The organism is Nostoc linckia z4 (assembly GCF_002608075.1).
In the GTDB taxonomy this organism is placed as follows: domain Bacteria; phylum Cyanobacteriota; class Cyanobacteriia; order Cyanobacteriales; family Nostocaceae; genus Nostoc; species Nostoc linckia.
This window is the reverse complement of record NZ_LAHA01000005.1, coordinates 16864-32173: the sequence shown is the minus strand read 5'-3', so window position 1 is coordinate 32173 and position 15310 is coordinate 16864. Positions and strand designations below refer to the sequence as shown.

General features: G+C 40.0%; 15 protein-coding genes. 2 read left to right on the top strand and 13 right to left on the bottom strand.

Features of this window, described 5'->3' with window-relative positions; genetic code table 11:
* Nucleotides 1-30: 30 nt before the first annotated feature.
* A complete protein-coding gene (locus tag VF06_RS06740) occupies nt 31-480 on the bottom strand; it encodes a hydrogenase maturation protease (protein WP_099069384.1) in 450 nt (149 codons plus the stop codon).
* A gap of 226 nt (nt 481-706) precedes the next feature.
* Here VF06_RS06740 and VF06_RS06735 point away from each other — a divergent pair, with 226 nt between their 5' ends.
* A complete protein-coding gene (locus VF06_RS06735) occupies nt 707-2521 on the top strand; it encodes a pyridoxal-dependent decarboxylase (RefSeq protein WP_218963802.1) in 1815 nt (604 codons plus the stop codon).
* A gap of 307 nt (nt 2522-2828) precedes the next feature.
* Here VF06_RS06735 and VF06_RS06730 read toward each other — a convergent pair whose 3' ends face one another.
* The 12 genes from VF06_RS06730 to hoxE form a co-directional block, all read right to left on the bottom strand.
* Nucleotides 2829-3494, bottom strand: a complete 666-nt coding sequence (locus VF06_RS06730; protein ID WP_244918136.1) for a tetratricopeptide repeat protein — start codon at nt 3492-3494, stop codon at nt 2829-2831.
* 239 nt (nt 3495-3733) lie between these two features.
* On the bottom strand, nt 3734-4594 hold the full coding sequence (locus tag VF06_RS06725; protein ID WP_099069386.1) for a sulfurtransferase: 861 nt from the start codon (nt 4592-4594) through the stop codon (nt 3734-3736).
* 159 nt (nt 4595-4753) lie between these two features.
* Nucleotides 4754-6223 carry a Ni/Fe hydrogenase subunit alpha gene (locus VF06_RS06720; protein ID WP_099069387.1) on the bottom strand — a complete coding sequence of 490 codons (1470 nt, stop codon included), beginning with the start codon at nt 6221-6223 and terminating at the stop codon, nt 4754-4756.
* Nucleotides 6224-6606: 383 nt separating this feature from the next.
* Nucleotides 6607-6975, bottom strand: a complete 369-nt coding sequence (locus VF06_RS06715) for a hypothetical protein (protein WP_099069388.1) — start codon at nt 6973-6975, stop codon at nt 6607-6609.
* A gap of 46 nt (nt 6976-7021) precedes the next feature.
* Nucleotides 7022-7630 (bottom strand): CP12 domain-containing protein, encoded by a 609-nt coding sequence (locus tag VF06_RS06710; RefSeq protein WP_099069406.1) that lies wholly within the window; start codon nt 7628-7630, stop codon nt 7022-7024.
* 84 nt (nt 7631-7714) lie between these two features.
* Nucleotides 7715-8167 carry a hypothetical protein gene (locus VF06_RS06705; RefSeq protein WP_099069389.1) on the bottom strand — a complete coding sequence of 151 codons (453 nt, stop codon included), beginning with the start codon at nt 8165-8167 and terminating at the stop codon, nt 7715-7717.
* Nucleotides 8168-8540: 373 nt separating this feature from the next.
* Complete coding sequence (locus tag VF06_RS06700; protein ID WP_099069390.1) at nt 8541-9086, bottom strand: NADH-quinone oxidoreductase subunit B family protein; 546 nt, start codon at nt 9084-9086, stop codon at nt 8541-8543.
* A gap of 13 nt (nt 9087-9099) precedes the next feature.
* Nucleotides 9100-9624 (bottom strand): DUF3122 domain-containing protein, encoded by a 525-nt coding sequence (locus VF06_RS06695; protein ID WP_099069391.1) that lies wholly within the window; start codon nt 9622-9624, stop codon nt 9100-9102.
* Nucleotides 9625-9660: 36 nt separating this feature from the next.
* A complete protein-coding gene (gene hoxU, locus VF06_RS06690) occupies nt 9661-10377 on the bottom strand; it encodes a bidirectional hydrogenase complex protein HoxU (RefSeq protein ID WP_099069392.1) in 717 nt (238 codons plus the stop codon).
* Nucleotides 10378-10459: 82 nt separating this feature from the next.
* On the bottom strand, nt 10460-11290 hold the full coding sequence (locus VF06_RS06685) for a DUF6920 family protein (RefSeq protein ID WP_099069393.1): 831 nt from the start codon (nt 11288-11290) through the stop codon (nt 10460-10462).
* 64 nt (nt 11291-11354) lie between these two features.
* A complete protein-coding gene (locus VF06_RS06680) occupies nt 11355-12983 on the bottom strand; it encodes a NuoF family protein (protein WP_099069394.1) in 1629 nt (542 codons plus the stop codon).
* Complete coding sequence (gene hoxE / locus VF06_RS06675; RefSeq protein ID WP_099069395.1) at nt 12961-13482, bottom strand: bidirectional hydrogenase complex protein HoxE; 522 nt, start codon at nt 13480-13482, stop codon at nt 12961-12963. The genes VF06_RS06680 and hoxE overlap by 23 nt, the downstream gene beginning before the upstream one ends.
* A 493-nt stretch (nt 13483-13975) precedes the next feature.
* Between hoxE and VF06_RS06670 the strand changes: the two genes are divergently transcribed.
* Complete coding sequence (locus tag VF06_RS06670; RefSeq protein ID WP_099069396.1) at nt 13976-15052, top strand: ATP-dependent 6-phosphofructokinase; 1077 nt, start codon at nt 13976-13978, stop codon at nt 15050-15052.
* Nucleotides 15053-15310: the final 258 nt, after the last annotated feature.

The following is a 15310-nucleotide window of genomic DNA, read 5'->3' as shown; positions in this document are numbered from 1 at the left end:
TGGTGTTTCAGGTAAACGTTCAGGGAAATTTTAAAAAACTACGCTCAAATTTTCCTCTATAATTTGTGTAATTTTTTGTAAAGCGATCGCCACTCCAGTTTCGGCAATAGATGATAAACTCTGTCCTAATTCAAAGTTTACTCCTGGTACTTTGATCCACCAAGACCGCGGACAATAACCGTAGATTGCTTTAGTCAGAGCTAAAAGCGATGATGGATCCCCCAGATGTCCGGCGATAATATTGGAAAATGCGGGTGAAAGTGGTTCTACTTGAATTTCGGAACTTTGGGAAGCGAAACAAGCATCAATGAAGATTGCCAAATCAGCATAAGCTAAATTTTGGGCAAGTTCGGGGGTAAGTTGCTGCACAGCAAGAGATTGCACATTAGATAGATGCAACGCCTTAGCTACTCGTTGACCAATGCCATCATCACTACGCAACTCATTACCGTAACCAATAGCTATTACATTCCAATTCATAATTTTTAGCTTTCTAACACCAGTTTCAACTTAGGGAAAAAACTTGAAGAACTTGTGAGCAGATAGAGAAGCTTGGGAGTAATGCTCACAATTTCCTCAGATTCTTGACATATAACTAAAGCTGTGAAGCAACATTACAACTGATCGGTACTCTCTAGCAGACATTATGACTACACGCCATCGTCCATAGTCAAATTCTCTCCAGTGAATCTTTTGTTTGGAGGAAATGATGAGCATAAGTGACGGAAATAACTCAAAAAATCCCGAAAATACTCTGTTTTTTAGGTTAAAAGTCGGATTATGGCAGCAAACGGTGTCCGATTCGGCTATGGTTGGTGATGCTGCGATCGTGTCACCTCCCACGAAAGATTCATGCTCTACATACCCCACAGTACCTGGTATTACTTCCAAAAACTTCGAGCTATCTTCAACAGGCTTGACCCCCGAACAACGAAAAATTGCTCTAGTTCAATTGCAAAACTATGAGTCTAGGCAGAAAACTTACTTCCTTGGCTATCAAGTCAACCAAAGCTTGAACTACGAAGAAGACTTGAAGCCGTACCTCAACTACCACATTAATAATGTCGGCGACCCTTTCCAAAGCGGCAACTTTACTATCAACAGTAAGTTTATGGAACGTGCGGTATTAGATTATTACGCCTCCCTGTGGAATGCGCGTTGGCCTCACGATCCCAATGACCCAGAGTCTTACTGGGGTTATGTTTTAACGATGGGTTGTACGGAAGGTAACTTGTACGGTTTGTGGAACGGACGTGATTATTTAGCTGGTAAGTTCCTACTCAATGACCCTACCGTTGAACAAGAAGCTAGAAAGGCTAGTTTAGAAGGTCAGCCACGTTCAGTACCGCGCCGCCTCATCTATCAGCAGACACCCGTTTTAGAAAATAACCCAAACGCTCACACTCCAGTTGCATTTTATTCAGAGGACACGCACTACTCAATTATCAAAGCTATGCGCGTGATGGCTATTCAAAATTTTTACGAGATTGGGACTGAAAAATATCCCCAGGAAAATCCACTAGCACCAGGTCAACCTTGGCCAAAAGAGGTGCCATCTCAAGACGGTAACGATGGCCCTGGCTCGATTGATATTGAATCACTGTGCAAGCTTGTCGAGTTTTTTGCCGCCAAGGGATATCCTATTCTCGTGTGCTTTAACTACGGCACTACATTCAAAGGTGCTTATGACGATGTAGAAGCAGCAGGCAACGCTCTGCTTCCTATATTAAAAAAATATGGTCTTGACGAGCGCAAGGTGTATTACGATCCCGAAGATCCAACCAAGTATGATATTCGCAGTGGTTACTGGTTCCATGTAGATGCTGCGCTCGGTGCTGCCTATATGCCATTCATTGAAATGGCGTATAACATGGGCAAAATCTCGCAGCGTGGGCCGAATTTTGACTTTCGTCTGCCTTTTGTACACTCCATCGCTATGAGCGGACACAAGTGGATCGGCGCACCATTGCCATGCGGGATTTATATGACCAAGACAAAATATCAGCTGCGTCCACCCGACGATCCAGAATATATAGGTTCTCAGGATACTACATTTGCTGGCTCTCGCAACGGTTTCTCAGCCATACTTTTCTGGGACTATCTGGCAAAAAATTCTTACGAAGCCCAGGTTAATAAGGTGCTTTATACGGAGAATATAACTACCTATGCATACTTACAATTAAAGGCGCTCGAAAAGAAACTAGGCGAGGATTTGTGGGTGAGACACACGCCACTATCACTTACTATCCGCTTCAAACGTGCCAACGATCGCATTGTCTTTAAATATTCTCTATCGAGCGAGACGTTGTATGTCAAAGGTCATAAGCGCGAGTACTCGCATATTTTCATCATGGCGCACGTTACCACTACCCTCATTGATGAGCTGATCCAAGACCTCAGTCAGGCTGGTGCTTTTGGGAAGCAAGAAGAAGAAAAGCCAGAACTGGAAACTGATATTTACGTGACTCACAAGCCAAAGAAACTGATCCACGTTCCACATACTGGTCGTGGCTTTAAATAATACTGTATGAACCTGAGTCCTAACAAAATTTAACGTTACGCAAAAGATAACGAAAGTAGCGGTAATATATGAATTACCGCTACGCAAGAATAAGGTTTTCAGTCACATATTGCGTAATATCATGTCTGGCTAATTACTTGTCATTAAAATCTCTCCGCGTAAGAGCGTCCCCGTGTCTCCGTGTCAGTCTAAACAATAAGTCTTTAACCGGACATGATATGACCCTCTATTCACCAGCTGCATCTTAGCAAGGGCACGGTTGGGGAGGGGTCTTGTCTAGGTGTTGCATTCTTTTTGCAAATTGGTATTAGGAATTTAGTTGTGATAATTCAATTCTGATTTTTTCTAGCATTTCTTGATACATAGGATCTTGTAAACCGCTTCCGAAAACTCCACTTAAATATTGCTGTAAGAGGTATTCTGCTCTTTTATAATCTGCGATCGCTCTTTGTTTATTTCCTAAATCCCGATACATATTTCCTCTGAAAGAGTATGCCTCAGCAGAAGAAGAACTTTCACTAATTACTTGAGTCCAATCTGCAATTGCGTTGTACTTTTCGCCTAACTTTTCATAAGCCCTAGCCCTGTTCCAATATGCGGGACTGCTAAAACCGAATCTACCTCTATTTTGCCTAATCACTTCGCTATGGTCTGCTACTGCTGCTTGATAATTTCCAAGGTTATAGTAAGCATTGGCACGATGATAGTAGGCTTTTTCAGCTTTAGGATTTAACTGAATTGCTTTAGTAAAAGAAGAAACCGCAGCGAGTGAGTCTTTTTTGCAGTCTTCTTGAAAGTGCCCCATAGCTATAAAGTCGTCTATGGTATTCAGTTGTTTTGGCATAATCGTTTGGCATTCGGTAGAGACATTAGAAGTTGGTATTTGTGCAACTAATGGCAACGAAAAACCTAATAACAAAATAGATGATGCATAAACTAATAGAGAAGGTCTAGAAAAAGCAACTTTCATCATTATCAAATCCAGAATTATTTTCAGTTAAAGTAAAAATAGTGTTCACATATTGCATTGTTCACGAAAGTGCCTGCATCATGTCAACAATAATATTATAATATTATCAAAAGAACCTCAGGTAAGTTTAGATACTCGCGTGCAAACCGAGTTTGCGATCGCCCTGAGCAAATGCACCTTAAATCAGTATCTAAAAAACAAGCAATTGTAGCGTTCAAAAGTGTATGCTCGTTATCTGAAGCCTACACGCTGATAACTGTACTATCAATGGGTAGGGAAAAATCACGAGACCATTCATTCCAAGAACCAAAATAATTTTTAGCAGAAATTCCTGCTTGTTCTAAGGCTATTAATGTATTAGCGGCTCTGGAACCTTTAAAGCAGTAAATATATACAATAGACTCAGAAGTAATACCGATTGACTGACAAATTTCTTGGATTTCGGTTGGCGATCGAAATGTGGGAATCTCTGAATCAGAATTCATTAAACGATGCCATTCTAACCATACAGCATTAGGGATTCTACCTTTGCGGGGACAAAAATCAGGATTGTAGGGAGAAGAACTTAACCCAATCCATTCATCGCGATCGCGTACATCTAATTTAATAATTGCTGGATTGTCAATTGCTTGCAACATTTCGGCAGTAGTTACCATTATGTCAGCGTTGGGATGCAATCTAAATATACTGCTTTCACGCTTGGGGATTTCATCGGTAGTAGGTAATCCTGCCTTGAGCCATGCTTGATATCCTCCGTGTAAAATAGATACTTGAGGACAACCCAAATACTTTAGTAAAAAAGCTGCTCTACAAGATTGACCATAACCTTTATTAAGAGTATCTTCATAAATAATTAAATGTTCTGTACCAGATATTCCTACCCTGCTCATGATTTCTGCAAAATATTCTTGTAATTCCTTTAAACCTGCTGGGGAGGAATTCTCTAAAAGATATGTGAAAAAATCTCTAATATTTATCGATTGCGGAATATGAGCAATACCATAATTTTCTGGGCTTCGCGTATCGATGAGAACAGTTTTTAATGAATTTTCTGCTAATAGCGACGTGAGTTGTTGAGGAGAAATGAGGAGTTGTGTGTTCACGCTTTCATACTTCTGTCATTGTGCCAAGAGGCATTATCGCCTCCGGTAGATTTGCGTTTTGAAATGCAAATTACAGAAGAATGAAGGTTAAATGTTATCAGAGAACTTTTGAAATAAGAATTCAGAATTCAGAATACAGAATTCAGAATTCTGAAGTTATTATCGCCAAATTTCATTTACAATATTTCCATCTGTGGTAATTAATTGAATATGTAAAGGCATTTGACCTGCGGCATGAGTTGAACAACTCAAACAAGGGTCAAATGCTCTGATTCCTGCTTCAACTCGGTTTAAAATACCTTCAGGAATTTGGTAACCGTGAATAAAATAGCGGGCAATTTGCGCCACTGTGCGATTCATTGCCAGATTATTTTGACCTGTGGCAATTACTAAATTAACTTTTAGAAGTAAGCCATTTTCATCTACTTGGTAATGGTGAAATAATGTACCGCGTGGGGCTTCACTTACTCCCACAGCTTCTAATTGATTAATGCCAGCATTAGCCCGCAGTCGATTTGAGGCTTCGGCTACGCTCTGCCCAAGTAATAAATCTGGGTCATCCATTATTATTTCTATGCGTTCAATGCAAGCTAAAATTTCAATTAAGCGGGCATAATGATAGAAAAATGATGAGGTGACTGTGCCTTTACCTCTATCTCGAAATTCTCTCAATTCTGCATCAGCTAAGGGCGTACCAATATGACTGCAAATATTTAAACGTGCTAGCGGCCCTACTCGATAAATACCACTATCTAAACGACAATAGTCAGTTTGGTCGGGATAACCAAAAGGGCGATAATAAGGAGATTTTAAATAAGAATCTGTTTGAACTGCTTCACCAATAAATTCTTGATAATTAGTTGCATCGAGTTTATCGGCAATAATATTGCCAGCGCTATCTACAAAACGAATGTGTCCGTCGTAGTTTTCCCACAAACCTTCAGGAGTAACTAACCCCATAAACAAAGTCGGAAAATTACCGAAGGTTTGTATTTCTTTTTCATAATCTTGGAGTAAATTTTTAAATCTACCCAGTGCATCTAAGATGATGGGGCGTGCTTCTGGAATACGATTTTGAATATGGGTGCGTCCTTCCATCGATAAAGGTTCCCGGACACCACCAGGAACAGCCCATGATGGATGTATTTTTCGCCCTCCCAATTGTTCAATAATTTCCTGTCCAAATTGACGCAGGCGAATACCGCCTCGTGCTAGTTCTGGTTCGGCTGCAATTAAACCAAATACATTGCGCCCTTTAGGATCGCTATCCATTCCTAATAATAAATCTGGGGCGCTGAGGTGGAAGAAACTCAAAGCATGGGATTGGATAATTTGACCCAAATTCATTAAACGGCGCAGTTTTTCGGCTGCTTTAGGAATTGTAACAGCAAGAATGCGATCGCCAGCCTTTGCTGATGCTAATAAATGACTCACCGGACAAATTCCACAAATTCGCGCCGTAATTCCTGGCATTTCCCAAAGGGGACGACCTTCACAAAATTTCTCAAAACCCCGAAATTCTGTGACATGAAAACGAGCATCACTTACTTGTCCTGTATCGTCGAGATAAATACTAATTTTGGCATGTCCTTCGATGCGGCTAACTGGATCGATAATTACTTTTTTCATTACAATTTTGCTGTCTAGCTGAAATTGATTTAGGGGCTTTTAATTAAAAAAATATTCCATGATTGTTGACAACTTTAAATGCAATTATTCTGTTGTTTCATTGCCATGAAGGAAGCAATCTCAAAACTTTGCTATTGAAGAAGGCAGAAGGCAGGAGGCAGAGGGCAGAAGGGACAATTAAGAAGGGGATTCAGACCCCTCCTTAATTGGGGCCACAGCCAGTTCGTTTCAGTGGGGGTCTTAAACCCTTACTCCCTCCGGTCGTGGCAGAGTGCAGAAAACAGTATTCCTTCTGCCTCCTGCCTTCTGCCCTCTGCCTTTCTCGATAAACTACGGTTCCCAAGTTAGACAAGATTGAACTTCTGCTTCCTATCTTCTAATGATTAAATTTTTATCTGAAAATCGCTAGCTAAAATACGCATTAGTGGTTCTTCTAGCCAAGGCGACCAAAAAGCATAGCACACAAGATTTTCAGTATGTTTTTCTGATAATTTTCTCACTCTTTCCCTGAAAGGATCGTTGAAACTAACTGTCCATTTGTTCAGTTCGGCATTTTGGATATTGAACATTTCAACTCCAGCCACATCTTTAAACACAAGGAGCAAGTCTTTTTCATCATCAGTTTGAAAATGAACGTATAGCGTTCCATTAACTAATGATATTTCACCAATTTTGCCATCTACTAATTGAAAGCTTGCTAATGTTTCAGATAAAATTCTTTGCTTTTTTGAATTTGTTAAATCTGTGGTCATAATTAAATATTTCCTGATATATGGTTGAATTTAACCACTACATTAACTAACTGTTATAAATTGCTTTGGCTTCTGGATATTCATCGCAATATTCTTCAAAAGCCGTTTTCATAACTTTTTGCGATCGCTGATGTGCTATTTCCGCTTGTAATTCTTCAATAACATCCCAAGCAGCAGCACATTCTTCTGAATGAATGCCTTTTTGAGCGCAAACAGCACGAGCTTTTTTAATTTCGTCTTGGAGTTGTTGTTCTAGCAGGATGGTGTGGGGCTGTTCCAGAAATTTACTATTAGCTAAAATATCCGCTAGAGAAATAATACCGACTAATTCACCTTGAATAACAGGCGCTCTTTGTAAGTTATGGTCAGCAAATAATCGTGCTACATATTCTAAGCCAAGGTCAGGATTGACAACAATACAAGGCTTAGTCATGATTTCATAAACACGTACCTTAGAGGGGTCTTTGCCATAAGCAATTACCTGATAAACAATATCACTTTCAGTAATAATGCCGTAAGCATCTTGTTCGTGGCGACGCTCTACAATCAGCGCTTTCCAATCTCTTGCTTTTAACAGTCTAACTGCTTCAGCCACCGTTGCTGAACTGCGAATCGTGGCAACATCTTTAGTCATAATATCAGATGCTTTCAACATCATGTTTTCTAAATTTTCCATGATACCTACACTAAAATATATAAGGTGAATTTTTCACCCAATTCAATATGATTTCTATAAAAGCTAAAAAAGTGAACCTTCTAGGTGTTTTGGTGATTTATGCGCTGTATTATGTAGTCGCATCCATTGAAAAGCAGTAATGTTTAGTAATAAACCGACAATCAATAAAAACACCATCAAGGCTATTTGATACCAAAGAACTGGCTGGACAAATAAATCTAAAATCAGATGTAATAAATTCATAATTGTGTAAAAAATGGTGACACCAAAATGAATCATTCGATAACGCTTGGAATCAGTAAAAGCAGTGGTAATAATTCCTAGCATTGGAATTGCAAAAAAGCCCAACATCAACCACATAATTCCAGAAATATCGTTGATGTTTTGAGCTTTTTGAGATTCGACAACAGATAAGCCGTGAAAAAGCGGCATTAAACCAAGTTGTGTATGAAACAGTGTTCCTAATAGAAATACTGTCCAAAGAGGGATGATTCTTTCTCGATAATTAACTGCCATAACATAATTTTGGGATTAAGGATTAGGAACTGGTGAGAACAAGTTTTCTCATTGAAGAAGAATACAGAATTCAGAATTCAGAATTCAGAATCAAGACGCTAAAGCGAACACTATCCGCCAGTTGTACAAAATACCAATTGAATTCTGACGACTGACTCCTGAATTCTGTTTGATAAGTAAGTCGGTGAAATAAAACCAAACTATGTAAAGAAAAGTAAATAAGGCTCAAACTCTTTCTCCCCCTGCTCCCTGCTCCCTGCCCCCTGCCTTATCCCAACAATAATTATTTACATCGGCCTACTTAATTTATTTTTTGGAGTTCCCTTACCCAGTCCCCTTTACCTTAGATCGAGAATTTGAGTAACTTGTGAAGTTAACCAAACTTGATAAATTCACGTCCTGCTAGCAGTGGTTTTTCTCCTTTCAACAGTGATTCTAATACTGCTTTAATCTGAGTTGCATTAGGCGGACACCCTGGTAAATAAACATCAACTGCTACTACTTTATGTACTGGTATCACTCTGTCTAATAAAGTTGGTACAATACCGGGTTCATGGGGAATTGAATTGTGAATATCTGCTGCTTCAATGTAACAACGTTGCAAAACTGTTTCCGCACCACCTAAAGGATTGCGTAAAGCAGTAACATTACCAGTAACAGCACAATCACCAAAAGAAACAAGTATTTGCGATCGCTCTCTGACAATCTGAATCATTTCCAGATGTTCATTATTAGCAACTGCACCCTCAACTAATACTACATCGACTCCTTGGGGGTATTTTTTAACATCAACAAAAGGACTAAAAACTAAATCCACTTGTTGTGCTAAATCAATCAGCCACTCATCTAAATCCAGAAAAGACATGTGACAGCCAGAACAGCCGCCTAACCAAACCGTCGCTAATTTTAAACTAGTCATTTGATATTAAAATTCAAGATTTTTGTGCAACTTCTTGCCATTCCTGGACAATTTGTTTGGGAATTGCAAGATTAATGAAATTTTGTTTACCTACAGGTATACCAATTAATAAATCTTGAGTTGGCAATTGAGATAAAACATCTTTAAAATCATATTGACCGATGGTTGGTGCTGGTGCTTCATCTATAAAAATATCGGGAGCGGTCAATACTTTACCTGTATCAGTGGTAATTTTTAATGGTAAAGGATGGGGAATTTCTTGAGAACCAGGAAATCCCACTAATCGGAGATTAATGGCAGATATTTCATTATTATTAGAATTAATTCGCTTAAACAAAACAACCTGCCAAGAATGTCCTAATTTATCGCTCAATTTTTGTTGTGAACGATAAACTATTTCTTTTGGTGTTTCTTCTAATTTAATTACAGCAGCCATTAACTCTTGAGATGTGAAGCTGGCTAAACTCAGGTATATATATATTGTTAAGATTGCCAGCAAAAAAAGCCACCAAAAAACTTTCCAAATACGGCGTAACATTAGTTTTACCTCCTTGTGCTAATTTTTTATGGCCAATTAAACGAGCCATTGCTGTTTTTCCCTGGCTGTTACCAAAAAATCAAGTTTGGCGCGATCGCGTTTCATTTCACCAACGCTAGAACCTTGGTAAAAAATCGCACCTGTGGGACAAGCGTTAACACATTTACCGCAGGAAGTACAAGTATCTGAGGTTCCCCAAGGTTGATTTAAATCGGTAATGACATGGGAATTTGTCCCCCTACCCGCCATATCCCAAGTGTGCGCTCCTTCGATTTCGTCACAAACACGCACACAACGAGTGCAAAGAACACAACGGTTATGGTCAATGCCAAAGCGATGGTGAGAAACATCAACTTTGCGATTGGGATATTGATAATCCAACCGCACCCGATCCATACCCATTTCAATTGCCAAATCTTGCAATTCGCAATTTCCATTGGCGACGCACACCGAGCAAATATGATTACCTTCTGCAAATAGCATTTCGATAATTGTGCGGCGATATTTTTGCAGGCGATCGCTGTTTGTTTCGACTTCCATACCCTCAGCAACTTTTGTCACACAAGCAGGTTGGAGTTTATGAGTGCCAACAATTTCCACCAAACAAAGCCGACAAGCTCCCACATCTCCAACTCCTTCTAAATGACACAAAGTCGGAATGTGAATTCCTGCATCTTGCGCTGCTTTGAGAATAGTTTCCTCCTCACGAGCGCTAATTAATTGTTGATTAATTGTTAAAGTTTTGACTGCCATTTTCCCCTCAGATAATTGTGGATTTTATAAGACTCATATTTGATTGAATCAGACTCCTATAAATTGAGAATATATAAATCATTTAATAAAACTCAGCTTGCTCAATTTTTGCTCGAAACAACTCTGAATAATTGTCTGTGCTAAACCACCAGCCTGCAACAATTTGGGAGGGAATTGTAAATCCGCTAAATGTCCTTTCTTCTGTGAATTCTCCCCCAAAGGGAATATAACTATAACTACCATCACTGATGTGTTGTCCCCAACGGGGAAAAAAAAGCTTTAATAGTTTGCCATCAACATCTATAATTAAGGTTAAAATTATTCGCTCACCATCAATTTTGAAATTAGCTTGGATTGTTCTTTCATCAATTGCCTTCCAATTTACGTTGCGTTGAGGTAACAAAGCAGATGGTAGCCAGAAAAATTCCCCTGCAAATCGTCCAATACTAGAGCGGGTAATATCAGAACTGCGAGCATTTACTAAAGGAATCAGTCCCCAAAGGGAAAAGCACATTCCACCACATTTATTTGCATAGTAATCAGCCCCCATAAATTTGAACCAACCATTATCAATAACTGCTTTCCAAACAAATCCTTTCAATACTGAAGTAATTTGTTTTGCCCGCATTGGTATCCACGGTTGATCCTGCACCATCCGAAAACTACCACTCATTTCCAAGCACACAGAGGAAGCAAGAGAAGTTCCCGGTGCAATACTATGCAAAAAATAGCGTTGTACGGGGGGAGGTAATTCTGCAACCATATCCTTTGTAAAACGATCGCCTGTTGGAATTCCTGGGAGCGATCGCCAAATCCTATCAACTTGTTGTTCGTTTTTTAGCTGGACGATGGCTAAAATTATGAAGGCGATGCCCAACAATGCACCAAAATAAAGGAAAATCTTGGTTAACATTTGACTGTCTTGAAAATAGGGAATAGGGGAAATTAACTGTTTTATCAGGACTTACGCAGCGAGATTATTTGTTGAGGTCAGGAATAGCGCATAGGGCCAAATATTCATCGCGGAAATAACGCAAGGTACTAAATACTGGATTTGGTGCAGATTGACCAAGACCGCACAAGCTGGTGTTTTTCACCATATCGCATAATTCTTCTAACAGTTCCAAGTCAGCTAAGGATGCTTTACCTTGACTAATCTTGGTTAACAATTTATGTAACTGCACCGTTCCTACCCGACAGGGAATACATTTACCGCAAGATTCATCCATGCAAAATTCCATAAAAAAGCGGGCGACATCCACCATATTGGTGGTTTCATCCATGACAATCATGCCACCGGAACCCATCATTGAGCCGAGTTGAGTCAGTGATTCATAATCCACTATGCTCTCAAAAGCTGATGCGGGAATACATCCTCCGGAAGGGCCACCAGTTTGCACGGCTTTGACTACACCATTATCTGGCACGCCACCACCCATTGCTTCTACAATTTGCTTTAATGAAGTTCCCATTGGTACTTCAATTAAACCTGTGTTACGGATTTTACCTGCCAAGGCAAAAACCTTTGTACCTTTGCTTTTTTCTGTGCCAATACTGGCGAACCATTCAGCACCTTTACGGATAATTGGTGCAACATTGGCGTAGGTTTCAACATTATTAATTAAAGTAGGATAACCCCATAAACCAGACTCGGCCGGATAAGGTGGGCGGGGATGAGGTGTACCGCGTTTACCTTCAATGGAAGCCATTAAAGCAGTTTCTTCACCACAAACATAAGCGCCAGCACCGATACGAATATCAATTTTAAAATCAAAGCGAGAATCAAAAATTTGAGTACCCAAAATCCCCAGACGTTGGGCTTGGCGAATTGCAGTTTGCAGGCGATTGATGGCAACAGGATATTCTGCCCGGATGTAGATGTAGCCTTGATTTGCGCCTACGGCATAGGCAGCGATCGCCATTCCTTCTAAAACGCGATGGGGATCGCTTTCTAGGACGCTGCGATCCATAAACGCACCGGGATCTCCTTCATCGGCGTTACAGATGACAAATTTGCGTTCTCCTTGTGCTTTCGCCACCGTTGCCCATTTCAAACCCGTGGGATAACCAGCACCACCACGTCCTCGTAAACCACTGCGGGTAATGGTATCCACCACTTCATTGGCTGTCATCTCCCGCAAGACATGGTAAAGCGATCGATAACCTTGGGCGGCAATGTAAGATTGAATGCGTTCTGGATCGACTTTGCCACTGTTTTCTAAAACAATCGGCATTTGATATGTAAAAAATGGATGACTTAAATTTCCTTGTTTAACTGTTGTCTCTTCCCCATTCACAGCAGTAACAATTGAAGGTGCATCATTAGGCGTTACTTTTTCATACAATTTTTTCTGTGGAAATTGCTGAGACTCCTCCTGACTCCTGACTTCGACTAATGGCCCTTGACAACACAAACGCATACAGCCAACACCGCGAACTTCCACTTTTGCCGTTAAATTTTTTGCCGTTACAGTTTCTTCTAGACGTTCTTTGACGGCTTGTGAATTTGCAGACAAACAACCAGCAGCAACACAACAGCGAATTTGTACGGGTTTTTCAGAAGCACGTTCTTTTTGGGCAATTTCAATTAACTCTGATAGATCCATCTTGCAACCATCCTTTGATGCGATTGCCAACTGATTTTGCTGTTTGATTGCCTAAAACGGTTTTATCAAACACCACAGCAGGTGCAATTCCACAAGCACCCAAACACCTTGCTGTCAGCAGTGAAATTTGATTATCTGCCGTGGTTTCACCAGGGTGGATGTGGATTATTTTTTCCAGATTTGTCAGGATAGCTTGAGCGCCCTTGACGTAACAAGCCGTCCCCGTACACACCACACAGGTATGTACACCACTGGGTGCAAGGGAAAACAAATGGTAAAAGGTAGCAACACCATAAACTCGACTAGGTGGCAGTTTCAGATTGTGAGCAATGTAAATTAATACATCGTTTTCTAAAAAACCAAAAAGTTCTTGTGCTTTATGCAATATTTCAATCAGTGCATCCTGTTGATACTGGTAGCGTTTGATAGTTGCATCTAGCATTTTAAAGCGCTTATCTTTTGCTGTATTCTGAGTTTTAACAGCAGATGCTAAATTCATTTTTTTGAGCCTTTTTGAGAACTTCAGGATGTTCTACGTCTCGCAGTTAAGATGATAAAAGAACAATTTGAGAAACTTGTGAAGACAATCAATCAATTTTTGATTTGAGATCGTGACTACCTATCGGAATTTGGTATCAACTATAGCAATCTCAAATAATTTGTGAAATATTACGTGTTAGGGTTGTTGACAGTTAACACCGATATTATTCACAACTGAAATCGGATTGCTACAGCAAAATAGAAAAGCTTTATTAGCAAAAGTGAGATCCTCACAGCTTCCTCAAATTTTTGGCTTAAATATAAACATAAAGTTAGTTAACTACAGGAATCCTATTTGATTTTTGAAAAAATCGACTGTTAAACGTTGATGGTTCACAGTCAACACTCAACAGTCAACAACTATTTTTTGCAATTCCCTGACCCCCAGATTCATCTGTGGGATTAATTTAACAATATAAAATCTTAAATCCAAAATCTCAAATTCATTGGCCATGCAAAAACGACTTGGCATTCTGACTAGTGGTGGAGATTGTCCCGGACTGAATGCTGTAATTCGGGCGGTTGTTAGTCATGCTACCCTTACCTATAACTGGCAGGTAGTTGGTATTCCTTATGCCACCAGAGGGCTTTTAGAAAGAAAGGCAATTCCTCTGAGCATACATGGTTTAGACCTACGTGGTATTGACCCCTTGCTAAATATGGGAGGTACAATTCTGGGTAGCATCAACAAAGGAGACACTCTAGCTCATGTGGAAGAGATTGTTGCTGGCTACCATGCTTTAGAACTAGATGCTTTAATTGGTATTGGTGGAGATGGCAGTTTAGCTATTCTCAACCAACTGCAAAAGCAAGGAAACTGGAACTTTGTTGCTATTCCCAAAACTATTGATTGTGATGTCAGCAGTACAGAAAAAGTAATTGGGTTTGATACTGCGGTGAATACAATAGTTGATGCTTTAAATCGTTTGACATTTACAGCAGCGAGTCACGATCGCGTAATGATTGTGGAAGTCATGGGACGCACAGCAGGTCACTTAGCACTACAATCTGGCATTGCAGGGGGCGCAGATGCAATTTTAATACCAGAAATATCCTATACCATTCAAGGTGTGTGCGAACATTTAGCAGAATTACGCGATCGCTGGGGACGCAGATTTGCAATTATAGTTGTGGCAGAAGGCGTTCAAATAGCTGCTGATTCATCTCAAAAGCCATCCTCTCAAAAGCCATCCTGCGGTATCGGTCAATACATTGCCGATGAGCTTTGCTCTTGCACTAACCATCAAATTGACATTCGGGTTTCCGTTTTAGGACACATCCAACGAGGTGGAATTCCCTCAGCTTCAGACCGTTTAATTGCAACAGCTTTTGGTAAAGCCGCCGTAGATTTATTAGCTAATGGCCAATCTGCACAAATGGTAGCTTGGCAAAATGGACAAGTTATAGCAGTTCCTTTAGAAACAGTTTTGGCTTCTAGTCCATGTCTTGTAAATCCCAATCATTTCTTAGTACAAACAGCACGGGCATTAGGTATTTACGTAGGAGAAGAGTCAATACTGTTCGGTTAAAGCAACAGACGCGGTAAATCGCGTCTTTGGAATTTAAAATTTTAATCTTTGCACTTCCAATACGCTTCGGATAAGCAGTATGAACTTCCCTTGTGGTCTGGGAAAAGGTTAAGGGGTAAAGGATGTATTTGAAACCTTTCCCCTTTCCCCTTTCCCCTTTCCCCTTTAATATTTCTTAATATAGTTTGTTTTTTTCATGCCGACTTAGTTATTCTGAGAAACACTGTATTTCATAGCTAAAAAAAAGCCTCTGGTAGA